Origin of the sequence: Sphingomonas sp. BT-65 (assembly GCF_026107375.2) — a bacterium.
Classification (GTDB): domain Bacteria; phylum Pseudomonadota; class Alphaproteobacteria; order Sphingomonadales; family Sphingomonadaceae; genus Sphingomonas.
Window position 1 is genome coordinate 670,378 of record NZ_JAPCIA010000002.1, and the last position, 24,831, is coordinate 695,208.

24 protein-coding genes are annotated in these 24,831 nt (G+C 66.8%); 10 read left to right on the forward strand and 14 right to left on the reverse strand.

Annotation, left to right across the window (positions count from 1 at the left end):
• Nucleotides 1-207 precede the first annotated feature (207 nt).
• From OK349_RS17670 to OK349_RS17685, 4 genes are all read right to left on the reverse strand, one after another.
• Nucleotides 208-837 carry a hypothetical protein gene (locus OK349_RS17670; protein WP_265119223.1) on the reverse strand — a complete coding sequence of 210 codons (630 nt, stop codon included), beginning with the start codon at nucleotides 835-837 and terminating at the stop codon, nucleotides 208-210.
• Nucleotides 838-876: 39 nt separating this feature from the next.
• On the reverse strand, nucleotides 877-1,848 hold the full coding sequence (locus tag OK349_RS17675; protein WP_265119224.1) for an alpha/beta hydrolase: 972 nt from the start codon (nucleotides 1,846-1,848) through the stop codon (nucleotides 877-879).
• Between the two features lie 19 nt (nucleotides 1,849-1,867).
• Complete coding sequence (locus OK349_RS17680; RefSeq protein WP_265119225.1) at nucleotides 1,868-4,168, reverse strand: TonB-dependent receptor; 2,301 nt, start codon at nucleotides 4,166-4,168, stop codon at nucleotides 1,868-1,870.
• A gap of 103 nt (nucleotides 4,169-4,271) precedes the next feature.
• Nucleotides 4,272-5,273, reverse strand: a complete 1,002-nt coding sequence (locus OK349_RS17685; protein WP_265119226.1) for a helix-turn-helix domain-containing protein — start codon at nucleotides 5,271-5,273, stop codon at nucleotides 4,272-4,274.
• A 595-nt stretch (nucleotides 5,274-5,868) separates the two neighbouring features.
• On the opposite strand from OK349_RS17685, the gene OK349_RS17690 reads away from it, so the two are divergent.
• The 3 genes from OK349_RS17690 to OK349_RS17700 are packed head-to-tail and all read left to right on the forward strand — an operon-like array spanning nucleotide 5,869 to nucleotide 10,047.
• Nucleotides 5,869-8,577 carry a TonB-dependent receptor domain-containing protein gene (locus OK349_RS17690; RefSeq protein ID WP_265119227.1) on the forward strand — a complete coding sequence of 903 codons (2,709 nt, stop codon included), beginning with the start codon at nucleotides 5,869-5,871 and terminating at the stop codon, nucleotides 8,575-8,577.
• Nucleotides 8,578-8,590: 13 nt separating this feature from the next.
• Nucleotides 8,591-9,310, forward strand: a complete 720-nt coding sequence (locus OK349_RS17695) for a PepSY domain-containing protein (RefSeq protein ID WP_265119228.1) — start codon at nucleotides 8,591-8,593, stop codon at nucleotides 9,308-9,310.
• Nucleotides 9,307-10,047 carry a PepSY domain-containing protein gene (locus tag OK349_RS17700; RefSeq protein ID WP_265119229.1) on the forward strand — a complete coding sequence of 247 codons (741 nt, stop codon included), beginning with the start codon at nucleotides 9,307-9,309 and terminating at the stop codon, nucleotides 10,045-10,047. Before OK349_RS17695 ends, OK349_RS17700 begins: the two co-directional genes overlap by 4 nt.
• 3 nt (nucleotides 10,048-10,050) lie before the next feature.
• Here the strand turns inward: OK349_RS17700 and hutC are convergent, their stop codons facing one another.
• The 9 genes from hutC to OK349_RS17745 all read right to left on the reverse strand — a co-directional run bounded on the left by hutC (nucleotide 10,051) and on the right by OK349_RS17745 (nucleotide 16,904).
• Entirely contained in the window at nucleotides 10,051-10,860 is an 810-nt protein-coding gene (hutC, locus tag OK349_RS17705; RefSeq protein WP_265119230.1) for a histidine utilization repressor, read from the reverse strand.
• Between the two features lie 157 nt (nucleotides 10,861-11,017).
• Nucleotides 11,018-11,185, reverse strand: a complete 168-nt coding sequence (locus tag OK349_RS17710) for a copper-binding protein (RefSeq protein ID WP_265119307.1) — start codon at nucleotides 11,183-11,185, stop codon at nucleotides 11,018-11,020.
• Between the two features lie 18 nt (nucleotides 11,186-11,203).
• The gene (locus OK349_RS17715; protein ID WP_265119231.1) at nucleotides 11,204-11,650 is read right to left on the reverse strand and encodes a DUF411 domain-containing protein; all 447 of its coding nucleotides are present in this window, start codon (nucleotides 11,648-11,650) and stop codon (nucleotides 11,204-11,206) included.
• 181 nt (nucleotides 11,651-11,831) lie between these two features.
• Nucleotides 11,832-12,278 (reverse strand): DUF305 domain-containing protein, encoded by a 447-nt coding sequence (locus OK349_RS17720; RefSeq protein ID WP_265119232.1) that lies wholly within the window; start codon nucleotides 12,276-12,278, stop codon nucleotides 11,832-11,834.
• Nucleotides 12,279-12,375: 97 nt separating this feature from the next.
• Entirely contained in the window at nucleotides 12,376-13,560 is a 1,185-nt protein-coding gene (locus OK349_RS17725; RefSeq protein WP_265119233.1) for a copper resistance protein B, read from the reverse strand.
• Nucleotides 13,557-15,497 (reverse strand): copper resistance system multicopper oxidase, encoded by a 1,941-nt coding sequence (locus OK349_RS17730; RefSeq protein ID WP_265119234.1) that lies wholly within the window; start codon nucleotides 15,495-15,497, stop codon nucleotides 13,557-13,559. The genes OK349_RS17725 and OK349_RS17730 overlap by 4 nt, the downstream gene beginning before the upstream one ends.
• 128 nt (nucleotides 15,498-15,625) lie before the next feature.
• Nucleotides 15,626-16,195: an RNA polymerase sigma factor gene (locus tag OK349_RS17735; RefSeq protein WP_265119235.1), complete on the reverse strand. Its 570-nt coding sequence runs from the start codon at nucleotides 16,193-16,195 to the stop codon at nucleotides 15,626-15,628.
• The gene (locus OK349_RS17740) at nucleotides 16,192-16,629 is read right to left on the reverse strand and encodes a periplasmic heavy metal sensor (protein WP_265119236.1); all 438 of its coding nucleotides are present in this window, start codon (nucleotides 16,627-16,629) and stop codon (nucleotides 16,192-16,194) included. The genes OK349_RS17735 and OK349_RS17740 overlap by 4 nt, the downstream gene beginning before the upstream one ends.
• Complete coding sequence (locus OK349_RS17745) at nucleotides 16,629-16,904, reverse strand: hypothetical protein (protein WP_265119237.1); 276 nt, start codon at nucleotides 16,902-16,904, stop codon at nucleotides 16,629-16,631. Before OK349_RS17745 ends, OK349_RS17740 begins: the two co-directional genes overlap by 1 nt.
• Before the next feature lie 174 nt (nucleotides 16,905-17,078).
• Between OK349_RS17745 and copC the strand changes: the two genes are divergently transcribed.
• The 4 genes from copC (at nucleotide 17,079) to cueR (ending at nucleotide 21,330) form a co-directional block, all read left to right on the forward strand.
• Nucleotides 17,079-17,450, forward strand: coding sequence for a copper homeostasis periplasmic binding protein CopC (gene copC / locus OK349_RS17750; RefSeq protein ID WP_265119238.1), 372 nt, complete (start codon nucleotides 17,079-17,081; stop codon nucleotides 17,448-17,450).
• 2 nt (nucleotides 17,451-17,452) lie between these two features.
• Nucleotides 17,453-18,379 carry a copper homeostasis membrane protein CopD gene (gene copD, locus OK349_RS17755; RefSeq protein WP_265119239.1) on the forward strand — a complete coding sequence of 309 codons (927 nt, stop codon included), beginning with the start codon at nucleotides 17,453-17,455 and terminating at the stop codon, nucleotides 18,377-18,379.
• 192 nt (nucleotides 18,380-18,571) lie between these two features.
• Nucleotides 18,572-20,944 (forward strand): heavy metal translocating P-type ATPase, encoded by a 2,373-nt coding sequence (locus OK349_RS17760; protein WP_265119240.1) that lies wholly within the window; start codon nucleotides 18,572-18,574, stop codon nucleotides 20,942-20,944.
• Nucleotides 20,941-21,330 carry a Cu(I)-responsive transcriptional regulator gene (gene cueR, locus OK349_RS17765; protein WP_265119241.1) on the forward strand — a complete coding sequence of 130 codons (390 nt, stop codon included), beginning with the start codon at nucleotides 20,941-20,943 and terminating at the stop codon, nucleotides 21,328-21,330. The genes OK349_RS17760 and cueR overlap by 4 nt, the downstream gene beginning before the upstream one ends.
• A gap of 26 nt (nucleotides 21,331-21,356) precedes the next feature.
• On the opposite strand, the gene OK349_RS17770 is transcribed toward cueR, so the two are convergent.
• A complete protein-coding gene (locus OK349_RS17770; protein WP_265119242.1) occupies nucleotides 21,357-22,487 on the reverse strand; it encodes an acyltransferase family protein in 1,131 nt (376 codons plus the stop codon).
• A 442-nt stretch (nucleotides 22,488-22,929) separates the two neighbouring features.
• On the opposite strand from OK349_RS17770, the gene OK349_RS17775 reads away from it, so the two are divergent.
• From OK349_RS17775 to OK349_RS17785, 3 genes are all read left to right on the forward strand, one after another.
• Nucleotides 22,930-23,535, forward strand: coding sequence for a DUF6088 family protein (locus OK349_RS17775; RefSeq protein WP_265119243.1), 606 nt, complete (start codon nucleotides 22,930-22,932; stop codon nucleotides 23,533-23,535).
• Nucleotides 23,510-23,659 carry a hypothetical protein gene (locus tag OK349_RS17780; RefSeq protein ID WP_265119244.1) on the forward strand — a complete coding sequence of 50 codons (150 nt, stop codon included), beginning with the start codon at nucleotides 23,510-23,512 and terminating at the stop codon, nucleotides 23,657-23,659. Before OK349_RS17775 ends, OK349_RS17780 begins: the two co-directional genes overlap by 26 nt.
• Before the next feature lie 673 nt (nucleotides 23,660-24,332).
• Nucleotides 24,333-24,662, forward strand: a complete 330-nt coding sequence (locus tag OK349_RS17785) for a hypothetical protein (protein ID WP_265119245.1) — start codon at nucleotides 24,333-24,335, stop codon at nucleotides 24,660-24,662.
• Nucleotides 24,663-24,831 lie beyond the last annotated feature (169 nt).

The following is a 24,831-nucleotide window of genomic DNA, read 5'->3' on the forward strand; positions in this document are numbered from 1 at the left end:
AATAGGAAAATATATGGTCAAATGCGTTCACCCGAAAATGGCACCTTTAACATTTATAATAGCAACCACAGATCTACCCTTGAAACTAGGCAGGCCGGATTCAAGCGGATTATTCCTGGATCTTACATGCGTGGTGCGGAAAGCGAGAATTTTCTGCTTGGGAACGGGCGGTAGCTATTTGGACGTCGGTTCCACCAAGGAGTTTGACTATCGCCCCGGGCAACGCCGATAGCCCGACACGGCACCTTGGCCGTCGGTCATGCCGATGTGATTGCGATCGAGCCAATATACCCGAAGCTTCTGCGCCGCTTTCCCGTAGCTGAGGTTCAGGCGGCCCGAAGCATATGACCATGTCCCGCTTCCCCCGGCTTCGGAGACCACGCGCCGGGGCTCGAACTGCATGACGTCGTCGCACGCGATGGTTCGGGCCCATCGGCCGATCAAAGCGTCGCGGCTGCCGTCACGCGCGATAGGCCGCAGCTCGAACGGGCAGCGATAGAGGCCCGACAATATTCCCGCATGATTCGTCAACAGCGCCGTTTTCGGATTGACCGTGCCGACGCGCATCCTCAGCGCCTTACCCTCCGTGTGGGTGAGGGTGACCCAGCCAAAGTCCGAACGCTTGGGATCTATCTCGAGCGACCATTTGGCGGTCCGTCCGTCCAGCTCCGAATAGAGCATGCCGCCTGAAAAGAAGATGAAGCCGGCCCGGCACTGGCGATCGTCCGCCCAGCGCTCCGTCATATAGTCCCGGGACAATGGAATAGTCTGTCCGAAGGCCGCCATCGACCACGACAAGATCGGAATGACGATCAGCGATCGCTTGAGTTTCCGCATCGTCCGTCTCCCTCGCGAGTCTGCAACAGGGGCCCTACGTCAAGAGCGATCGCCCAGGCGATCCCGCACATCCTGCGCGAGCGCGCCGCGTGCCGTCTTCGCGACGTCGAGCACGCCGAACGACAGGAAGGCGTGGATCGCGCTGTCGTAGCAGCGCCAGCTCGCGTCCACCCCGGCCGCAATCAACCGTTCGTAATAGGCACGCGCCTCGTCCTGAAGGGGATCGCAACCGGCGACGACGATCCCGGTCGGCGGCAGGCCGGTCAGATCCCCCGCTTCGAGCGGCGATACGCAGGGATCGGCGGCGAGGCCTTCCCGCTCGTCGAGATACCAAGCCCGGGCGGCGTCGACCGCGCCGCGCGCCAGGAACAGGTCGCCTTCGCCATAATCGATGCGCGACGCGAACGCCTCATGCGGACGGCTGACGTCGGTCATCGGATAGAGCAGCCATTGACCGGCGATCGCCGGGTCGCTGCCGCGCTCCAGCCAGCTGGCGACGGCAGCGAGATTGCCGCCCGCGCTGTCGCCCATCACGCCGATCCGGTCGGCCCGCAGGCCGAGCTCCGATGCCGCGCCGCGCAGCCAGGCCAGCGCGGCCGCAACATCTTCCAGCGCGGCGGGGAAGCCATGTTCCGGCGCAAGGCGATAGTCGAGCGAGAGAAAGGCGACGCCGCTCTCGGCGGCGAGCGCATGGACCAGCACGTCATAATCCGCGATCCCGCCGAGCGACCAGCCACCGCCGTGCAGGAACAGCACGACCGGCTGCAGCGCCACGCCTCGCGACCGATAGAGCCGCCCCGGCCGGACACCGTCGCCGCCCGGCACCATGAAGTCGGCGATCTCGCACAACCCCGCTTCGGGCGGTGGTCCGGCGAAGGCGCGGAAGATCACCGAGGCATAGGCGCGCGATGCCGCGATCCCGCCGGTGAGCAGGCGATCCCGCCAGCCCGCAATGATGAGCTCGATGCCCTGCAGCAGCTGTCGCGTCTGTGCGTCCGGTTCGTTGCGCATGCTGGTCACCCCCTCCATGTCAGAAGCGCAGCATCAGGCGCAGGTCATAGGTGCGCGGCGCGGCGTAGAAGCCGGCCTGGACGCCCGGAAAGCCTTCCAGGTTGAAACCCTGCACCCGGATCGCCTTGTCGGTGATGTTCTTGACACCGGCGCGCAGCTGCCAGCGCTCATCCGGACTGCCGATCGCCACGAAGCCGTTGAGCAGGCCATAGGCCGGCTGGCGCAGCACCGGTGAATCGGTGATCTCGATCGCCGAGGTGTCACGCCAGGCGGCATCGGCATGGATCGTGCCGACAAGGCGGGCGCTCAACGGCACGCGCCACGTCGCGCCGATGCTCCCGTTCCAGCGCGGCGCATTGACCATGCGGCGGTCGCTGACGTCGGAGATCGCCGTCCCCACCAGCACCTCGAACTCGCGGTAGCGCGCATCGAGATAGCCGAGCGAGGCGTCGACGGTCAGGCCGCGCACCGGCCGCGCCGACAGCTCGAGCTCGGCGCCATAGGCGCGGGCACGACCGGCATTGGTGAACAGGCTCTGGAACACGCCGGTCGCCGGATCGGCGCCGAACGAAGTCACCTGCATATCGGTATAGTCGTTGTAGAAGACCGCCGCATTGGCGGTCAGCCGCCCGCCCAGCCAGCGCGTCTTGATGCCGCCTTCGTAGCTCCAGACATACTCGGGCCGGAAGGGACGGAACGCGAAGTCTCTGGCAGCGCGCCCATCGAAACCCCCGCTCTTGAAGCCGCGCGCGGCCGAGGCGTAGATCAGCACGTCGTCGGTGGCGTCGTACGAGATCGAGACGCGCGGCGTGAAGGCTTCGAAGCTCGCGCGGCCGCGGATCGGCTGACCGGGCACGCCGACGCCCTGGAGATAGGGTGGCGTGTCGCCGATCACCGAGACGGCGGGATCGAAGAAATTCTCGAACGTCCGCCCCGAGCTGCGGCGCTCATAGGTGTAGCGCAGCCCCGCGCTGAGGCTGAGGCGGTCGGTCAACGCATAGGTGCCGTCGCCGAAGACGGCATAGGAATTGGTGATCTGCCGCGTTTCGGCGAGCGCCGCATTGGGGAAGTTGAGGCTGGTGACGGAGCAGAAGACCGGCGTCGGGTCCGGGGCGTTGGCGGGGCAGCTCGGAAAGAAGATGGTCGCCGCGCCGTCGTCATAGCCGGAAAAGCTGATGTCCCGGTCGTAGAAATAATAGACCCCGCCGGTGAAGGTGAAACTCTGGTCCTGGTAGAGCAGCCGCAGCTCCTGGCTGAATTGCCGCTGGTCCTGGCGCAGCAGGATGTCGAGCACGGGATAGGGGGAAGCGTCCGTGTCGAGGATGAGGTCGAAGTCCATCGTGCGATAGGCGGTGATCGATTCCAGCGTGATTCGGTCGCTCGGCCGCCAGCGCGCGGTCAGCGACACGCCATAGGCGTCAAGATCGTTGAGGCCGTTCGCATTGGCCTCGACGTGATAGGGATCGCCGAGCGCCGGCAGCGTCGTGACCGCGGGCGCGGCGACGGTGATCGGCGTTTCCCGGTGCGGGCTGCGCGACGTATCCGGCCGGTCGATGCGGCCGTCGGCACTGAGCAGCAGCTCGAACCGGCTGCTCGGCTCGAACAGCAGCGCGATGCGTCCGGCATAGGTCTCGAGGTCGCCGTCGTCCTCGCCGGTGAACAGATTGTCGTTATAGCCGTCGCGCCGGGTGACCGCGAAGGCGATCTTGCCGCGCAGAACATCCCCCGCAAGCGGTCCGCTGATCCGGCCGCGCAGCGTCAGGAGATCGAAATTGCCGGCGCCTGCCTCAAGATAGCCTTCCGGCTCGCGTGCCGGGCGGGTCGAGACGAACTTGACCGCGCCGCCGATCGTGTTGCGGCCATAGAGCGTGCCCTGCGGTCCGCGCAGCACCTCGACCCGCTCGACGTCGAACAGCTCGAGAAAGGCGGCCTGGGAGCGTGCGATGAAGACGTCGTCGACATAGACGCCGACCCCCGGATCGGCGAAGGCGAGCGAATCATTCTGGCCGACGCCGCGGATGTAGATGACCGCATTGCCGCCGTCGCCCTGGTCCAGATAGAGGTTGGGCACCGAATAGCGCAGGCCGGACAGGTCGTCCGCCTGCAGCTCCGAGATGCGGTTCGCATCGAAGGCGCTGACCGCGACCGGCACGTCGTGCAGTGATTCCGCGCGCCGCCTGGCCGTCACGACGATCTCGCCCTCGGCGGCTGCTTCGGTCGCCTGGGGCGCAGCATCTTGCCCGGATGCCGGCTCGACCGCTCCCAGGATCAGAAGCGCGCCGGCCCCCGGTCCGGCCTTCCATCGCGCCGCGTTTCCCATTCCGCCTCCCCGATCGGATTCTGCGCCGACTTGCGAGGATTTTAGAAGCAGGACCGGCGGTCGGTCGATGACACTCAGCGTCAGTTTTAAGGGACAATTTCGCTCATGTCGAAAGCCCGCGCTGGTCGGGTCCGGCGGCGTAGCGGGCCGGCGTCGTTCCGTTCCACGCCTTGAACGCCCGTGCGAAGCTGCGCCCGTCGGAGAAACCGAGCTGCTCGGCGACATCGCCGGGATGCCGCCGGCCGGCAAGCAGTGCCCGCGCCTGCGCGTTGAGCACCTCGGCACGCAAGTCCCGGAAGGTCAGCGAGGTTTCGGCGAGGCGGCGACGCAGCGTCGCGACACTGACGCCGAGCAGCCGCGCAACCTGTGCCTGTCCGGTCGCACCGCTGATCAGCGCCGCTCTTACCCGGCCCGGAATATCGCGCGGTTCGGTGGCACGCTCGCGTTCCGCGATCAGCGCGGCGATTACCTCATAGATGTGCGCCGCGCCTCCTGCCTTTGCGACGTCCGCGACCACCGGCAGGCGCGCGGCGGCGAGATCATAGTCGAGCATATAGACCGAGCTGTTGCGGCGGACCGGCGCTTTCCAGATGGCGAGGAAGCCGTCGGGTGCACCGCGCACGGCGCGCCGCGTCCGGACCGAGCGCAGTTCGGCCTCGAGGTCCATTCCCGTCGCACATGAGAACAGCGCGTTGAGGAAAATGAGCACGCCCTCCATCGGTCCGTGGATCGCGGCGCTTTCCCGGTCGACGGCATAAGGGAAGCCTACATCGTCGACGATATAGGCGATGGTGTCGCGGCGTCGCTCCACCCGGTTGTAGTCGCCGCCGTGGACGAGATTGTAGGCGCGGGCGATGCGGCGCATCGCATCCTCGAGGTCGCGGGCGCCACGCATCGTTTCGACGACGAAATCGTTCGTGCCAGGTTTCAGGATACGGCGAGAAAGATGACAGGTCTCGTCCTGACCGGCCACCGCGAGGCGTTGCACCAGGCGGAAATAGTCGCCCAACGCGATCCGCCCGCCCGCGGCCGGCAATACCTCACCGAGCGAAGCGGCATAATCGCAGAGCGCGGAGACCTCGGCGGCAGGCAGTTGCAGCCGCACGGCGATATCCGGCAGCGCTGGTGTCTCGCCACCCTTTCCCATTAGAAGAGGATGCGTTCTTTTACTGGTTCAGGCAAGCGGCGGCCTACAACCGCGTAAGCGCTTTTCCATGTCCGCATGCTCATCCCGCGCTCAACGTCAGCTCTCAGGTTCAGCAGAACCCATGCCGAACGACCGAAATCGGGGCGCGAGGCGGACTGGCGGCTGATGTCACAAGCAGTCCAGCTGCTTTTGGGCCGTTTGCCGGCTGTCGGCTTTTGGGTGTCGGACCGTGAAAGCGGACATGATTGATGCAAGGTGTAGATCGGCACGACGTGGTCGCCAGCTGTCGATTCGACTTCACACCGCGCCGGGCACGAACGAAACAATACCTGGGCGGCACCTTTGCCTTGCCGACTGTTTCAACGCCCGCGGCAGTCATGCAAAAAAATTTCGTCGGCGGATGAGGGATGAGGGAATTGGCTGCGTATTAGAGGTGCGTGCTGCGCGTGCGCAAGATCGCCTTAAATAATTGAAATATAAGGCAGAATACGTCTTGACCTGTATATACAATCGGTGTTCCTTCGCCCCATAACAAGGGTCAGGGAGCATTGGCATGAGCAAGAAGGGAGCGCTGCTTGTCGGCGCCGCGATGATCGCGGCCTATTCCACGCCGGTGCAGGCACAGACGCAGGCGCAGACAGAGCCCGCCGACACGGCGGCGACCAGTGAACCGGGCGGCGAGATCGTCGTCACCGGATCGCGTATCCGCCGGCAGGACCTCGCCGGCGTCGGACCGGCCACCGTCATCGGCGCCGAGCAGATCGAGAACACCGGCATCGTCAACATCGAGACCGTGCTCCAGCGCCTCCCCGCCAATGCGGGCTTTGCCGGCAATCAGACCTCGGCTTATTGGACGGGCAACGGCTACGGCACCGCGCAAGTCAATTTGCGTGGCCTCGGCATCAAGCGCACCCTCGTGCTGCTCAACGGCCGGCGGCTCGTCGCGGGCGGCACCGGCGCCAACTCGTCGCCCGACCTCAACATGATCCCGGTGGTCGCGCTCGCGCGCACCGACGTGCTCAAGGACGGCGCCTCGGCGATCTACGGCGCCGACGCGATGGCGGGTGTGGTCAACCTGATCACCCGCACCGACTATGAGGGGCTCGGCATCAGCGTCCGCCAGGGCATCACCGAACGCGGCGACGGCTCTGATTTCACCGCCGATCTGATCTGGGGCATCCGCAACGACCGTGGCGGCTTCATGGCCGCGGCGACCTATCAAAAGACGGAAGCGGTCAACATGGCGAGCCGGGCGCCGTGCTCGCTCGCCGAAGTGACCCCGGGCTCGCTGTCCTGCGTCAACAGCGCCTCGACCATCGGCGGGCGCGCGGTGCTGCCCAATGGCCAGCAGATCAACTTCAACCAGGTGCCCGGCGGCAACGGCAATTTCTATGAGCCGTACAGCGCGGCCAAGCACAACTTCAATTCGGCGCCGTTCCTCAATGCGGTGAGCCCGGTCGAGCGCGTGAGCACCGCCTTCTTCGCCGACTATGACCTGACCGACGACATCGAGGCATTCGGCGAGTTCCTCTACACTTATCGCAAGTCCAACCAGATCGCGACGCCGGGCACCTTGCGGAACCTCGCCATCTCGGCGAGCAATCCCACCAATCCGACGGGCCAGAACATCGTCCTCATCCAGCGCCGTCTCGCCGAGCCCGGCCCCCGGCAGTTCTTCCAGGAGACCGATACCTGGCAGGGCACGTTCGGGCTGCGCGGCAAGCTCGCCAACAACTGGGCCTGGGAAGTGGCCGGCAGCTTCGGCCGCAACACCGCAGTCGACGGCTCGACCAACATCGCCAACCTCGAGCGCGTCGCGAACACGCTCGACACCAGCAAGTGCAGCCTGGCGGCGGGCGCCGCCATCCCCTGCGCCGACTATCTCGGCTTCGGCGACCTGACGCCGGCGGCGCTCGACTATATCCTGTTCACTTCGCGCGACCGCGGCGGCAACGAGCTCGCCACCGTCACCGCCGACATCAACGGCGATCTCTTCCGGCTGCCGGCCGGCCCGGTCGCGTTTGCGGCGGGCGCGGTCTACCGCAAGGAAAAGGGCTGGCGCGACCCCGATCCGCTGACGGTGCTCGGCGTCGCCAACACCAACCAGCAGGATCCGATCTCGGGCTCGAGCACTGCCAAGGAAGCCTATCTCGAGCTCTCGGTCCCGGTGCTCGCCAACACGCCCTTCTTCAAGGCGCTGACGCTCGACGGCGCGGTCCGCTATTCGAACTACGACCTGTTCGGCAGCGACTGGAACTACAAGCTGAGCGCCGACTGGATGATCAACGACGATATCCGCCTGCGCGGCACCTATGGCACGGGCTTTCGTATCCCCAACGTGCCCGAGCTGTTCGGCGGCGTGTCCGAAGGCAATCTCACCACGACCGATCCGTGCAGCCGCTATTCGACCAGCGGCAACGCGACGCTGATCGCCAACTGCCAGGCCTCGGGCGTCCCCGCCAATTACGTCCAGCTCGGCACCACCATCCTCACCACCGTCGGCGGCAACGAAAACCTCAAGCCCGAGAGCTCGAAAAGCTGGACGATCGGAACCGTGATCCAGCCCAAGGGCCTCGTGCCCGGCCTGTCGCTCACCGCCGACTGGTTCGACCTCGACATCAAGAGCGCGATCCGCGCGATTCCGGGGTCAACCAAGCTCGCGGTCTGCTACACCAGCGCCAACCTGTCGCACCCGTTCTGCGGCGACTTCACACGCAGCCCGCTCACCGGCGAGGTCACCTATCTGTCGGCGCAGCCGATCAACACCGGGCGTGAGCAGATGAACGGGCTCGACCTCGGCCTCGTCTACGACCGCAAGGTCGGCACGGTCGCGCTGTCGGTGGACCTCAACGTCACCTATCTCAACAAATATGTCGTGCTGCCCTTCCCCGGCGGCGATCCGATCCCGTTTGACGGCTTTATCGGCGGCGGCAACGGCGGCTATGCCAAGTGGCGCGGCTATGGCGTGGTGACCGCGCGCAAGGACGGCTTCAGCGCAACCTGGTCGACGCAATGGATCGGCAAGGCAACCGATTTCAACGCCGCGCCGGGCGATATCGGCTACCGCACGCCGAACGTGTTCTACCACAATGCGCAGCTCGCCTACGAGATCAACGAGCGCACGCGCTTCCAGATCGGCGTCGACAACCTCTTCGATCGCAAGGCACCCTATATCCAGAGCTTCACCGATGCGAACACGGACACCATGACCTACGACCTCCTCGGACGGCGCTTCTATGTCGGTTTCCGCACAGGCTTCTGAGGCGCCCCGGACGGTGCGCAGCAAGGTCCGCTGGCCGCTCGTCGCGCGGCGCACGCACAAGTGGCTCGCGCTGCTGGTCGGGGTCCAGGTCGTGCTGTGGACGCTCACCGGCTTCTACATGGTCGTCGTCCATATCGACACGATCCATGGCGACCACCTCGTCCGCGCGCCCGCCGTGCAGCCGTTCGACTTGTCCGGAATCGTCCCGCCGGCGCGCATCGTGGCGGCGGAACCGGAAAGCTCGGAGCTGCGGCTCCAGCGCTATTTCGACCGGCCGGTCTGGCGTGCCGAGACGCCCGCGGGCCTCGCCCTGTTCGACGCGCACACGGGCGTGCGCCTCCCGCCGCCGACCGAACGCGACATCCGCCTGCTGGCACGGCGGATCTATGCGGGAGCCGGAGACATCGTGTCGGTGCGCCTGCTGACCACGGCGCCGCAGGAGATGCAGTCGCGCAAGCCGCCCTATTGGCAGGTCGAGTTCCAAGGCTGGAACCGCCCGACGCTCTATCTGTCGCCGGCCACCGGGGAACTGATCTCGCGGCGCCACAATCTCTGGCGCATCTTCGACTTCGCCTGGATGCTCCACATCATGGACTATGACGCGCGCACCGACGTCAACAATTCGCTCCTTCGGGTCGCGACCTGGAGCGCATTCGCGATGGCGCTGAGCGGTGCCTGGCTGCTCGTCTGGGCCTTCCCGCGGCGCAAGAAGAAAAAGAAGGCAGCGGCATGAAGCGCATCCGGCTCTCCCCGCTGCTCTTCCGCCGCATTCACAAATGGGTCGGATTGATCCTCGGCGCTCAGTTCCTGCTCTGGGCGCTGAGCGGTTCGATGATGGCGCTGCTCGACATGGGCGAGGTCGGCGGCCACGACATGCCTGCCGCGCATGCGCACCCCCTGCCGGCCGAGACCGCTTTCGTCGACCCCTCGCGGCTTGCGGCCCATGGACCGGTATCGGGACTGACGCTGCGCGATCTCGTCGGCCGGCCGGTCTACGAGCTGCGCACGGCCGGCGGTGTGCGGCTCGTCGATGCGATCGACGGCCAGCGCGTCGCGATCGATGCCGAGGTCGCGCAGGCGGTCGCCTCGATGGCCAATGAAGCGCCCGTCCGGGACGTGGCGCGGCTGGACAGGCCCAATCTCGAGGCGCGCGAGCATTCGGGGCCGATGTGGCGCGTGAACTTTGCCGACAAGGCCAACAGCAGCGCCTATGTCTCCGCCGAAACCGGCCGCTTCCTCGTGATGCGCGGCGACACGTGGCGGACCTGGGACTTCTTCTGGATGCTTCACAACATGGATTATGTGACGCGGACCAGCTTCAACCATCCGCTGATCATCTTCGTCGCGTTCGGCGTGCTCTGGATGTCGGGGACCGGCTTCTACCTCCTGTTCAAGAGTTTCCGCGCCGCCGATTTCCGCTGGCTGCGACGGCGCCGGCGCACGCCCGCGAACTCCACCGCCTCGATCTAGCGGTCAGGCGCCCGGCACCGCGAAGCTGGCCGAGAGCTCGAAGCGGCTCGCCGGATGGGTGAGCCAGGCATGGGAGACCAGCCGCCCCCGGCTCCAGGTCTGACGGATCATGACGAGGACAGGCTCGCCGTCGCTGAGGCCCAGCAGGGTGCGGGTCGGATCGTCGGGCATCGCCGCGCGCACCCGGTGCTCGACACGTTCAAGCGGCGCGATCCGCGTCAGATATTCGTTCGGCGTGGTGCGGGTGAAATCCATGTCGCCATAGTCCGGCGCCGCCGAGGCCAGCACGACGCGCTCCTCGAGCTGGATCGGAAACTCGGCCTCATGGTGCACGATGATCGAATGGAAGAGGCGCGTGCCGGCCGCCACGCCCATCAGCGCCGCGGTATCGGCCGCCGCCTTCACCGCCTCATTCTGCACGACCCTCGCCCGATAGGCGTGACCGCGCGTCCGGACCTCGTCGGCGATGTTGCGGATTTCGATCATGTGCCCGATCGGCCGGGGCTCGGCGACGAACGAGCCGCTCCCGGCCCGCCGCACCAGCACCCCGGCGCTCTGCAGCTCTCGAAGCGCGCGGTTCGCCGTCATGCGGGACACGGCGAAGCGGGACACCAGCTCGGCTTCCGACGGCACGCGGTCGCCTGGCCGCAGCGTTCCATTCTTGATCGCGTCGCGGATAAACAGCTTGATCGCCGCGTAGCGCGGCGCCTCGCCTGCGCCGTTGGCCGTTCGTCCGCTCTCGGGGTCTGTGCCTGCTGCCTCGCCGGCCGGGTTCGCCTTCGATTCCGTGCGTCTGGCCGCGGTCGCTGTCATGAGTTGTCTATACAGCCCATCCGAAATCCGCGCCACGGTTTCGCGAGGCGCGCCGGAGAAAAGTCTTGCTCCATTTCGGTAGCGTGCATGCGAACAATCCCGATCGCGCGGCGACGCCGCTTCCTACCGAATCATTCCCGCGGGCGGCCCGCCCGGGTTATTGCCTGGTGATCGCGGTGATCTCTCCGGAACCGCCCTTGAGCTTGAGATTGAACGCCACCCTGTCGCCGACCTTCACGCGGCCGGTCAGCCCCGCCGCCGCCTTGAATCCCATCGTCACTGCCGGCCAGTTCGCCTCGTGGATCGGCCCGTGGTCGAGCGTGATCGATGCGGTTTCGCCTTCCTAGCCGCCGTGGCGGGCAAAGACCTTCTTGCCGCCCGGTCCGAAGGCGAAGACGATGAACGGCTGCGCGCGCTGGCCGGGGACTTCCATTCCCGGAGAGCCGAGCGGCATGCCGGCAACCGCGAGCCCCGTCACCCCTTTCGGGCGCTGCGCGAGCGCGCGCTTCATGTCGGCGATCGGGACATGGCCTTCGAACGCCATGCCGTCGATGATCGCGGTGTGGCAGGAGGCGAGATCGGCGGGCATGCCGAACCGCTTGTGGAGCGCCTTCCGTTGCGCATCGTCGATCATGCGCACCTGCCGTCCGAATTGCGCCCGCACCTGCTGCGTCCATTTCTCGCAGCACCCGCAGCCCGGATCGCGGTGAACCGCGATCTGCTGGGCGGTCAGCGCCGCTGCGGGAAGGCCGAGCGCCAACGCAGCCAAGACAATCCTGATCCGTCTCATTCTCATCTCCCGCGTCCCCGCTCCATCGTCATGCAGGTGAAGCGTCATAGCTGTCCATCACCGGACGCGCTCACCAGTCTTACGCAGACCATAGGTCCGCCCCTCGGATTTTCTCTCTGCCGCACCTGAGATCGGCGCTGATCGAGCAGAGTGATTCTGCTGGCGCGGACAGATCAGATCATCACCGGCGCGCCAGGATCGCCTTCATCTGCTCGATCTCCTCGGCTTGCGACCGGATGATTCCGGCGCACAGCGTCTTGATCTCCGGGTCGCGGATCGACGCCTCGCGGCACATCAGGATCGCGCCCGAATGGTGCGGGATCATCGAGCGCAGAAAGGCAGTGTCGCCGATCGTCGTCTGGGTGCGGATCAGCGCGAACGCGATCAGGAACACGGCGGCCGCGCCGGCAATCAGCGCGCCGTTGGCGGCCCTGGACGGGAACATGTGGCGCATCGCGAGGATCATCAGCACCACCATCGGCGCGACCATCATCAGCGTCATGTAGAGCATGTTGAGGTTGTTGTAGAAGCTCGACAGGCGGTCGATCATCACGAACATCACCAGGTACATGATGATGCCGCTGACCAGGGTCTGCAGCGCGAGGCTGGCATAGGCGTTCTTCGTCATGGCGCGTCTCTCCTTGGGATTTCCCGCAGGGGTAAGCGCCGGATGCCTACGCCCCGCGCATGTGGCTGTCGTGCCTGTCCTCCACGTCCTTCATCATTCAGAACCAGATGCGCACGCCGGCCACCAGGCTCGTGGTGGAGGGATCCTCGCCGTCGGCGCGCGCGAAGTCGGCGGTGCGGCCGGTCTTCGCTTCATAGGAAACGCCGATATAGGGCGCGAACTGGCGCGTGATCTCGTAGCGCAGCCTGAGGCCCAGCTCGGCGTCGGTCAGCCCGGAGCCGATGCGGTTTGCGGGCATGTCCTGCGCCGAGAGGTTGAACTCGACGCGCGGCTGCACGATCAGCCGCTGCGTGATGCGCTGGTCGTAATAGCCTTCGAGCCGGCCGAGCAGATCCCCCTTGTCGGAGAGGAACAGCGCGCCCTCGACCTCGAACATATAGGGCGCGAGCCCCTCGAAGCCGACCGTCGCATAGGTGCGGTCCGGCCCCGGTCCGAAATCCTGGCGGATGCCCGCCTGGAGGTTGAAATAGGGATCGATCGCGCGGCTGTAGAGCAGCTGGACCTCGGCACTCTCGAGAGCATCGCCGAACGCGCCTTCGCCCTCCGACTTGAGCCAGAGGCGATTGATGTCGCCGCCGACGAACGCCTCGCCGTCCCAGTGATAACCGTCACGGCCCTGATGCGCGCGATATTCGGCGAGGTTGAACATGACCTGGTAGAAGGTCTGCCCGCCCTGCTCGCGCATCATGCGCTCGCGCGAACGCGCCATTTCGTCCTTCGGGAACTGGCGGTCGGCATAATGATCCATCGGTGGCCGCGGCGCGGGGGCATCGCCGGCGGGCAGTGCCGTCCCGGTCATCTCCATCCCGCCGTGCGCCTCTGCGGGCGCTGCGCCGTGCTGGCTGTGATCCTGCATGTCCATGCCGGGCATCGGCTCGGCGGGCTTGGCTGGCTCCGCCGCGGGCGCGGTCTGGCTCATGCTGTCGTGCGCCGAATGATCCATGCCCTCCATGCCGCCGCTTGGCGCGGCGGCGGGCTTCGGCGCCGGTTTGGGTGCGGGCTTGGCGGCAGGCCTGGGCGCGGGCTTTGCCGCCCGCTTCTTGGGGGCCGGCTTGGGAGCGGGCTTTTTGGCCGCCGGTTTCCTGGGCGCCGGCTTCCTGGCCGGGGCGGGCGTCATGCCGGGCATATTCATGCCCTGATGCTGCGAATGGTCCTGCGCCAGCGCCGGCTGGGCGAGCGCGAGCGCCGTGGATGCGGTAAGCGCGATGACGAGCCGGTTCATGCGGCCTCTCCCTTCGGCCGCACGCTCACGATGCGCATCATCCCCGCCTCCATATGGTAGAGCAGGTGGCAGTGGAACGCCCAGTCGCCGACCGCATCGGCGGTGAAATCCCAGGTCACTTTGCCGCCGGGCTGGACGATCACCGTATGCTTGCGCGGACCGTGATCGCCGTGCCCGGTGACCAGCTCGAAGAAATGGCCGTGGATGTGGATCGGATGGCTCATCATCGTGTCGTTGATGAGGTTGACCCGTACCCGCTCGCCCTCGATGAACGGGATCGGCTCGTGCTTCTCCGACATCTTCTCGCCGTCGAACGACCACATGAACCGCTCCATGTTGCCGGTCAGGTGGATGTCGATGCTGCGCGATGGCGCGCGCACGTCGGGGTTGCGATCGAGCGCCATCAGGTCCTTGTAGACCAGCACCTTGTGCCCGACGTCCTCGAGGCCCTGGCCGGGCTCGCCGGTGCGGTCCATCGGCATCGGCGAGATCGTCTGCACGCCGGGGCCCTTCTTGACCTGGGGCGCGTTCGAAAAGTCGCGCATCTTCATCGAACCCATGTCCATGCTGCCATGGTCCATGCCCTGCATCGATCCCTGGTCCGTCCCGGGCATCGCCCCATGGTCCATGCCCGGCATGGACCCATGATCCATCCCGGGCATCGCGCCGTGATCCATCCCCGGCATTGCGCCATGATCCATGCCGCCCATTGCCGCCGCGGTGCCGGTGGCGAGTTTGGCAGACGCATTCTGTTCGGCGGTGGGATCGATCCCGCGGGCGCCGCCGGACATGTCCATGCCTTCCATGCCGTGCATGCTCGACATGTCCATGCCCATGTCCTTCATCGTCGCGATCGGCCGCTTCCTGAGCGGCGGCACTTCGCCGGCCATTCCGGGCCGCGGCGCCAGCGTTGCGCGCGCCATCCCCGAGCGGTCGATCGCCTCGGCGACGATCGTATAGGCCTTGTCCTCCGCCGGAGTGACGACCGCGTCATAGGTCTCGGCGACACCGATCTGGAACTCCTCGACCTCGACCGGATGGACGTTCTGGCCGTCGGCCTGGACGATCGAGAGGGTGAGCCCGGGCACGCGCACGTTGAAGTTGGTCATCGCCGAGGCGTTGATCACGCGCAGGCGCACGCGCTCGCCGGGCTTGAACAGCCCCGTCCAGTTGTCGCGCGGCCCATGGCCGTTGACGATATAGGTGTAGGTCGAGCCGGTGACGTCGGAGACGTCGGTCGGGTCCATGCGCATGGCGCCCCAATCGATCCGGTCCTTGAGCTTCTGATCCTTGCCCGACAGCAGGCCGGCGAGCGTCTGGCGCTGGAAGTTGAAATGTCCCGCGTCGACCTTCATCCGGCGGAAGATCTCCTGCGGAGAAAGCGGGCTGTGATCGGCGAGCACGAGCACATGCTCACGGTCGTACTGGACCGGATCGGGGCCGGCCGGGTCGATCACGATCGGCCCGTAATGGCCGAGCTGCTCCTGGAGCCCCGAATGGCTGTGATACCAGTAGGTGCCGCTTTGCCGAATCGGGAATTGGTAGAGGAAGCTCGACCGAGGTTTGATGCCGGGAAACGAGACGCCCGGCACGCCGTCGAACTCCGGCGGGACGAGCAGGCCGTGCCAATGGATCGAGCTGTCCTCGTCGAGATCGTTGACGACGTTGAGCCGTACCGTCTGGCCTTCGCGCAGGCGGATGAGCGGTGCCGGCACGGTACCGTTGATTCCGATCGCCCGTGTACGATGTCCGTCGACCACCAGCGTCTGCCGGGCAATTTTGAGCGTGATGTCTTCGCCCGAAAGTGTCGGCAGCGGCCGGACGATACCGGGCGAGACCGTCTGCGCCCAGGCGGGAAGCCAGCCGGCGGCGGCGAGCCCGCCAGCGGTGAGCGTGGCGCCGCGCAGCAGCTGACGGCGGTTGATCGCATTTGTCATTCTTGTCCCCGTAACGGGCCTGAGCCTTTGATTGCCGATACGCACGCGCGCGGCGGCGCCCTCATGCCTGCTCCTGATTTTGCCACGGCTCAGTTAGGGTTTGACACCATGTCAGGGTCAAGAGGCGTTCAAGGATGCTTCAATTGCGCAGTGAGCTTTGCCCGCGCGCGCCGCACCCGGGTCTCGACCGCCTTCTCGGTAATGCCGAGGATCGCGGCGGTCTCGGCCTGGCTCAGGTCCTGCACCGTGCGCAGCACCAGCGGCTCGCGCAGCGGCTCGGGGAGCTCCGCGATCGCACGGGCGACGCGCTGCATCTCGGCGCGGTCCGCCACCTCGACGTCGGGAAGCGCCTTGTCCTCCGGTATCTCCGCGCTGCTCGCATCGAGCGGCAGCGCGAAGGCGAACAGGCGCCGAACCGCGCGCCGCCGCCGCCAGTCCCGGCATTTGTTGAGCGCGATGGTTGCCAGCCAGCGCCGCATCGGGCGCAGGCCATCGTAGCGCCGAAGCGCACGATGTGCCGCGACGAACGTCTCCTGGAGCAGGTCGAGCGCTTCCTCGGGGTCGGCGATGTTGCCGGCGATGATGCGATAGAGCGCGTCGCGGTGGCGACGCATGATCTCGGCATAGGCGGCGTCCCGCCCGCCGACACTCAGGGCTGCGAGCTCGCTATCGCTCAGCGCGGACAGGTCAAGGCTCACCGCGCGTCGGCGGTCAGCGCCTTCACCACTGCCCGATCGAACTTGTCCGCCTGGTCGGGGCGCAGGATCTGCCGCATCGCGAAGATATGCGCGAGCGTCGCCTTCTGAAGCTCGCCCATGGCGACGTGCGACGCGTCGACGGCGGCTGTAACCCGAGGACCATTGCCGTGCTCGGCCTGGATCGCGTCGGCGAGCCGCGCATTGGTAGCGCGCAGCTCGAGCTCGAGCGCGCGGCGGCGCACCGCGAACTGCTGCTCGATCGCCTCGAGCCGCGCCTCCTGACCGGCATCGAGCTTGAGCTGATGGTGCAGGACTTCGTGCAGCTCGGACGATTGCGGCCGCGCCGGGATCAGCGCGCGGCCGGCAAGGACGCCCGCGATGCCCGCGAGGAATACGATGATGGCAATGCCGACCGTCCAGCGCCAGGGCTTCATCAGTCTGCCGCCAGCAGCGTCGAGGGGGCAAGCGGGCTCGATGGTCCGAAGGGGGACAGCGTGTTCGGCGAAGCCGCTGCCGTGACCGGGCTGCCGGCAGCGAAGCCAAGGCCGAGGGCGGCAATCACCGCGACCGCGCCGACCCGCAGCCGCTGCGTCGCGAACGCCGCTTCCTCGCGCACTCGCGCGAACACCTTGTCCTCGATCTCCGCCAGGCCGGGGGGCACCGGCGCAGCCGAGAGCCTGCCAAGCGCCTCGTCCAGATCCATGTTCATGTCATCGCTCCGCTCGCCCCTTTTCTGCCTTTACGCAGACGGGCGGGCAATCCCTCGCGCAGATTGGTTTCAGGGCGCATCGAATCGCTTGAGCACAGGTTGATGAGGGTTGCGCGTCGGCGATGCGTATTCTCCAACACCGGCATGCCGCCGGCGTCCTGGAGTGATTCTCGAATGCGCATTGCCCCTCTTCTCGCGATCGCGGCGCTCGTCGCGCCGCTGCCCGCCTTCGCCCATCCCAAGCTGCTCTCCGCGACCCCGGCGCCCAATGCCACGACCGCGCCGACCGCGCGCCTTCAGCTCGTCTTCTCGGAAAAGCTGGTCGCGCAGTTCTCCGGCGCCGATGTCGTGATGACCGACATGCCCGGCATGAAGATGCACGGGCCGATGAAGATGCCGGTCAAGGCGAGCCTTGCCGGGGATGGCAAGACGCTGGTGCTGACGCTGGCCAGGCCCCTCCCCAAGGGCAGCTACCGCGTCGACTGGCGCGTCGTGTCCGCCGACACCCACCGCATACAGGGCAACTACAGCTTCAAAGTCCAGTAAGCATGGACGCAGTCGCGGTCGCCCTCCGGTTCGGGCTCTATCTCGACCTGACCGCGCTGTTCGGGATCGCCGCGTTCGGCCTTTACGGCCTGCGCGGCGACGAGCGCCGGTCGGGCGCCGCGATTGCGTTCCGTCCGCTGCTCGGCGGCACGGCGCTGCTCGGCCTGCTGCTCTCGGCGGCAGGACTGGCCGTGCTCGCCGCCGCGATGGCCGGCGTGCCGCTGACGGCGGTCGATTCCGCCTCGATCGCAATGATCGTCGAGGAGACCGCGGTCGGCACCGCCTGGATCGTGCGCATGGCGGCGCTCGCCCTCGTGCTGGCCTCGGTCCTGGTCTGCGGCAGGCGGCCGGTGCTCATGCTGTCGAGCGCCGGGCTGGGCGGAGCGATCGCGCTGGCCAGCCTGGCATGGGGCGGCCATGCCGCGATGCGCGAGGGCGCGACCGGCGCCGTTCATCTCGGCGCCGACATTCTTCACCTGCTCGCGGCGGGAATCTGGATCGGCGCGCTGGCCGCGCTCCTCCTGCTCCTTTTCCGCCGGAGCGACCGGATGACCGCGGACCATCTCAGGCTGTCGCATCGGGCGCTGGACGGTTTCGCGACGATCGGGACGATCGTCGTCGCCACGCTGGTCGTCACGGGCACGGTGAACCTGCTGCTGGTCGTGGGCTTGGGACAGCTCGCCGGACTGCTCGGCTCGCTCTACGGCCAGCTTCTGCTTCTCAAGCTCCTGGCGTTCGCCGTGATGCTCGGCCTCGCCGCGTCGCATCGATTCCGGCTCGTGCCGGCGTTCGAGCGGGCGCTCGCGGCCGACGACCACCCGGCGGCGCTCGGCGTGCTGCGCAAAAGCCTGATCGTCGAGACGCTCTGCGCGGTCCTGATCCTCGCGCTGGTGGCGTGGTTCGGCATGCTCGAGCCGGTGCCGGCCTAGCGCCGGATCGCCCGATCAACGGGCCGGGCGGACGAGGGCAACCGGGTTGCCCTGCGTAGAACAGTAACAGACCCGGCATGCGCATGACCGATTGCACAAGGGAGCGGATGGCCCTCGTGCCGTCCGGATTTTCCCGCTTGACCCTGACATCGTGTCAGACCTTATCTGATACTGCGTTGGAGGAATCGACGCATGAATCACGACCACCACGCGCACAGTCACGGCCACGGCAAGGGCTGCTGCTCGACTGACGGCGAACCGGCGGCCGACGCCGCAGAACAGGTCAAGGATCCGGTCTGCGGGATGACCGTCGATCCGGCGAAGACGCAGCATCATGCCTGGCATGATGGCGAGGAGTTCCATTTCTGCAGCGCCGGTTGCCGGACCAAGTTCCTGGCCGATCCCGAGCGCTATCTGAGCGATGCACCGCGTCCCGAGCCCGAGGGGACGCCGGGCGCGATGTGGACCTGCCCGATGCATCCGCAGATCCGGCGGGAGGGCCCCGGCACCTGCCCGATCTGCGGCATGGCGCTCGAGCCCGAGGAGCCGACGCTCGACGACAAGCCCAACCCCGAGCTGGTCGACTTCACGCGCCGGCTGTGGGTCTCGGCCATTCTCACCGTACCGCTGCTCGCCGTGTCGATGGGCGCGGAAATGCTCGGGCTCCAGCTCGTGAGCCCCGCGGCGTCGCCTTGGGTCCAACTCGCGCTCACCGCGCCGATCGTGCTGTGGGGCGGCCTGCCCTTCTTCGAGCGCGGCTGGGCGTCGCTCAAGTCGCGCCACTACAACATGTTCACCCTGATCGCGATCGGCGTCGGGGCGGCGTTCCTCTACAGCCTGGTCGCGACGGTCGCACCCCAGCTCTTCCCGCCGAGCTTCCGCCAGCATGGCATGATGGTGCCGGTCTATTACGAGGCTGCCGGGGTGGTGGTGACGCTGGTCCTGCTGGGGCAGGTGCTCGAGCTCAGGGCCCGCGCGGCCACCGGACGCGCGATCCGCGCGCTCCTGGACCTGGCGCCCAAGCTCGCGCGCCGGATCGGCGCGGACGGCAGCGAGTCCGAAGTGACCCTGGCCGATATCGTGGCCGGCGACCGGCTGCGCGTGCGCCCCGGCGAAGCGGTGCCGGTCGACGGGGTCGTGCTCGAAGGCCGCTCGTCGGTCGACGAGTCGATGCTGACCGGCGAGCCCGCCCCCGTGCTCAAGGAAGCGGGCGCGCAGGTTACCGGCGGCACGGTCAACGGCACCGGCAGCCTGGTGATGGAAGCGCGCGCGGTGGGTTCGGACACGGTGCTCGCGCGCATCGTCAAGATGGTCGCCGAAGCGCAGCGCAGCCGCGCCCCGATCCAGACCGTCGCCGACCGCATCTCGGGCTGGTTCGTGCCGCTGGTCGTGCTGATCGCGGTTCTGGCCTTTATCGTCTGGAATCTGGTCGGCCCGGAGCCTGCCTTCGGCCATGCGCTGCTCAACGCGATCGCCGTGCTGATCATCGCCTGTCCCTGTGCGCTCGGCCTCGCGACTCCGATGTCGGTGATGGTCGGCACCGGGCGCGGCGCGCATGCCGGCGTGCTGATCAAGAACGCCGAAGCGCTCCAGGCGCTCGAGAAGGTCGACACGCTGGTGATCGACAAGACCGGCACGCTCACGGAGGGCCGGCCGAAGCTGGTCGCGATCGAGCCCGCAGAGGGGTTGGACGAGGACGCGCTGCTGGCCGCCGCCGCGGCGGTCGAGAGCCGGTCGGAGCATCCGCTCGCCCATGCCATCGTCGCGGCGGCCGAGGAGCGCGGGCTCAAGCTCGATAGCGTCGACGCGTTCGACTCCCAGACCGGCCTCGGTATCAGCGGGCGCGTCGGCGCGCGAACGGTCGTGGTTGGCAATGCCGCGCAGATGCGCCGGGTGGGCGCCGATCCCGCGCCGCTCGAGGCAGCTGCCGAACGGCATCGCAGCAGCGGGGCTGGCGTGATGCTGGTCGCGATCGACGGCAAGGTCGCGGGACTCCTCGCCGTCGCCGATCCGATCAAGACATCGGCGCGCGAGGCGATCGCGGCGCTCCACGCCGAGGGCCTGCGCATCGTCATGCTGACCGGCGACAGCCGCGGCACCGCCGAGGCCATCGCCCGCACCATCGGCGGCATCGACGAAGTGCACGCCGATCTTCGCCCCGAGGACAAGGCACGGATCGTCGGCGAGCTCAAGGCGAAGGGTGCCCGCGTCGCGATGGCGGGCGACGGCATCAACGACGCCCCCGCGCTCGCCGCTGCCGATGTCGGCGTGGCGATGGGGACCGGCACCGACGTCGCGATCGAAAGCGCCGGCATGACGCTGACCAAGGGCGATCTCTCGGCGATGGTGCGCGCGCGCCGGCTCGCCCGTGCCACGATGGCGAACATCCGCCAGAACCTGTTCTTCTCGTTCCTGTTCAACGGCATCGGCGTGCCCGTCGCGGCGGGCGTGCTCTATCCGGTCGCGGGCATCCTCATGTCGCCGATGTTCGCCGGCGCGGCGATGGCGCTGTCGAGCTTCACCGTCGTGCTCAATGCGCTGCGGTTGAACGCGGTGAAGCTGTGAACATCGGCCAGGCCTCGAACGCGAGCGGCGTCTCGCAGCGGATGATCCGGCATTACGAGAAGATCGGGCTGATCCCGTCGCCGCCGCGTCGGGACAGCGGCTATCGCGACTATTCGGAGGCCGATGTCCACCGCCTGCGGTTCATCGCCAATGCGCGCGACCTCGGCTTTCCGGTCGCGGAGATCGAGACGCTGCTCGCGCTCTGGTCGGATCGCAGCCGGTCGAGCAGCGAGGTCAAGGATCTGGCCGAGGCGCGAGCCGCCGAGCTCGGCCGCAAGGCCAAGGCGCTCGAGGCGATGCAGGCGACGCTGCTCGATCTCGCGCGCCGCTGCCATGGCGATGCCCGGCCCGACTGCCCGATATTGGACGAGCTCGAGAGCGGCTGACGCGGCGCCTCGCGTCTGTCCACGGGCTAGTCGTTCTGCCCGTCGGATGCGGAGGCACTGCCGGACGGACGTCTTCTCGCTGACGGTGGCACGAGCATGCGACGCAGCGTTCTGCGGAGCGTGCCGGTCCGCGCTTCGGTCAATCGGCTGAAGAGCCAGGCGGCGGCGAGCGAGCCGGCGAGCGTCAAACCGACAAGCCCGATCGCCGCCGGAGTGGGCGCGAGGCGCTGCGCGCCGAGGAAAAGCCCGGTGGCAAAGGCCATCAGCGGAAAGTGTGTCGCGTAGAGCGAAAAGCTCGCCGCCGCGCCATAGGCGGCAAGCCTTCGCAGGCCCGGCACGGGGCGCGGATTGGTGAGCAGCAGCGTCAGCAGGAAGAAGGCGAAGGCAAGCGCGAGCAATGGGTCCTCGATGCTGAAATCGCCCGTGCGTCCCCAGAACAGGACGCCGGCGAACAGCGCGCCCGCAGCGAGGACGGGCCCGAGGCCGCGCAGCAACGGCAGGTGCGCGCGCGACCGGAGCCGCGCTTCGAGGAAATAGAGCAGCGCCCCACAGAGCCAGGAGAGGAAGCCGAGCGCCAGATACGGCGTCAGGAACGCGAACAGCAGCGCCAGGAGGCCCAGGGAAGGCCGGCGCAGGCGCCAGCTCAGCAGCAGCGCCGGAAACCAGACATAGTACCAGAACTCGAACGCGAGGCTCCAGAGCGGGCCGTTCGAACCGTAAGGCCTGACGAGGATATCCTGGAGGAAGAGCAGATTGCCGGCGAGCACCTCGGGCTGAAGATTGGCGGCGACGTCGGTCCGCAGGACGAAGGTATCGGTCGCGCCGAGGTGCGTCGGGGAGTTCAACGCGTACAGCGCTATCGAATCGAGCAGGCCGCTGAGCGCGAGCGCCGGCACCAGAACGATCATCAGCCGGCTCAACCGGTCGATCAGATACAGACGCCAGTCCCATCCGGCGCGGACGCGGCCAACGACGCTCTTGGTGATCCAGTAACCGCTCAGCACGAAGAACAGGATCACGCTCGCATGGGCGAATCCCGCCGCGAAATAGAGCGCGTCGACCGCCACGCTTCGGCTCGGCTGGTAATCGCGGATCAGGAGCGCCCATGCGTGGCCGAACGCCACCGCGGTGGCGAGCACGCATCGAAACGCGTCCATATAGGCGTAGGCATGGGCAGGCGCGTCGTCCGTCCTCGATACGGCGCTGCTGTCGGCCTCCCTTCCGGACGATCTCATTTCGGCCCGCCGGGGCGTGAGCACCGGTCGCTGGGCGATCGGGCTGGCGATCGCGCGATATCGCCGGACGCGTCCCGCGATTCAGCCGAATATTCCTGCCCCCCGCACTCCATGCCGCTAATACGCGAGCGGCAGCGTTTGCCCTCAGCCCGACTTCGGTCGCCGCAAGGAACTGCGCATCGCCGACGCCCGCTCGATCGGGAATCGGCGGGGCAGGGTTGACCGCGTTCGGGAAAAGATGGCGGTTCGGCGATGCGCAGCCGGCGCTGGCCGTCTGGCTAGCGCCCCGGTACCCGGGCACAGACAGGCGCGACATTGAACTCCCGGTGCGCAGGCCGTATATGGATGTCGGAAACGTCGTATTTTGGTTGAGAATATGGGCACGCTCGCCACCCGCATCATGGATCGCTTCGCCTCTGGCGGCACCCTCGCACGCGCCGATCTTGCGGCGGACGCCGATTATGATTCGGTGGGCCGTGTGCTCGGTCAGCTGGTCAGGGACAGGAAGCTCGTGCGCGTCGGCCGCGGCCGCTATCGCAAGGCGGGTGCGAAAACCGCCCAGCCGACGAACACGATCGCGGATGCGATCGAAAAGAAGATTCGCCGCTCGAAGCGCAACGTGTTCCTGCGCAGCGATTTCGCCTCGCTCGGCAGCTATGATGCGGTCGGCCGCGCGCTCAGGCGGGCGACCCGCGACGGCAGGCTCGTCCAGATCGGCTACGGGCTTTACGCCAAGGCCGAGCGCTCGCCCTTCACCGGCAAGCCTGCGCCGATCGTAGGCATCAAGCGTCTCGCGACGGAAGCGCTCGGGCGCCTCGGCAAGACGGTGGCGCCCTCGTCGCTCGACGAGGCCTATAATCGCGGTCGCTCGACCCAGGTCCCGACCGGCCGCGTGATCGCGGTCAAGGACCGGGTCAGCCGCCGTATCGGATATGACGGCAACTATGTCCTTCTCCAACGCGCCGGCTGAGGCGACGCTCGGCCGCGTCGCGGGCGCGCTCGCGGTCGATGAAGCCTTTGTAGAGAAAGACTGGTTCGTCGTTCAGCGTAATCTGCCTGCAATTGCCTTGTTCGCCAAGCGATTGACCATGTGAAAGCCAGGTCGCGGATAGTTTGGGTCCATCCGTTCGACGTCCCTCGAATCGAGCTAGGGGCAAGTGCTTATCTCGTTCAACGATAGCGATGATTGCTTCCGTCAAACGAGCTTCAAGACCGCGATCAGCAGGCAAATTCCCGCCTCGCCACTGTCCGATGCGCGATCGAACGAAAGCGGCACGATCAGCCGGCGTCCCCAAAGCATGGCTCCCTGCTTCGATCATGTCTCTTCGCAAAGCTGCAAATGGCGGATACGTGAGGACGGGAGTGATACAAGTTTCTGGTCCTTCCAGCTTCTTCAAAACTGTACGGAGAAGCAGTGCATCAGGCCGTTCAGGTAATGGCGTGGCAGTAGCAGGAATAAACATCACACTACCCTGGCCGCCCAGTCTCGTCGGGGGACATAAATCGCAGTCCCGACAGGCGCGCCTGAACCCGACGTACAAGCCGCCAAGCCGACGACGAGTATCACCGATCCTAGACGTACCATGGCCGTATCCTCTCAGGCGTGCGTCGGCTGACATCGGTGTATTTGCCAAAAGCTGCCGGACCGCAATCCACCCAATATCGGTCGTTCCGGCGCTGGAGCGACGAACCAAAAGCGGTCTGTTAGCAAGCGACCCCATTGCGGACGTTGAGCTTCATCAATAACTTGCCGCCGAAGGGGGCGACATGACTGTTTATGACGGCGTTCAATGGTTGTGCTTGATTGTGGGCGTGTGGCTTGTCCTCCTTGCCCGCGATCATCTGCGCATGAACGCACCCAAGGTGAGAGTAACGCTGGGCGGAACTGGCGTGGTTCTAGCTATTTTCATCTTCCTTGGAGTGATGGTGCTCTTACCGCGCCCGTGGGAAAGCGGGTTTTCACCCCTTATCAATGTCACGATGCGTGCTGCTTGCTTCCTTTTCGCAGGGCTGCTCATTTTGTCTCTAAGCGAAATCGCTGGCGGGACGGTGCAGGCTTTCAGGCGCTGGCGCTACCATCGGCGGAACGTCAGCTAACCACCCATTTTAGGCCGTTCGGCGGTGACGATGCCGGGCCAGGAGCGGAACAGGCGCGACACGACAGCCATCTCCCGGTTGAGGGTTGCGTCCATTGCGCCTGCTGTCCCTGGAGGGGGTGTGACACGGTTTGTTGGATACATGTTGGAACCGGGATGCAAGTTCTCCC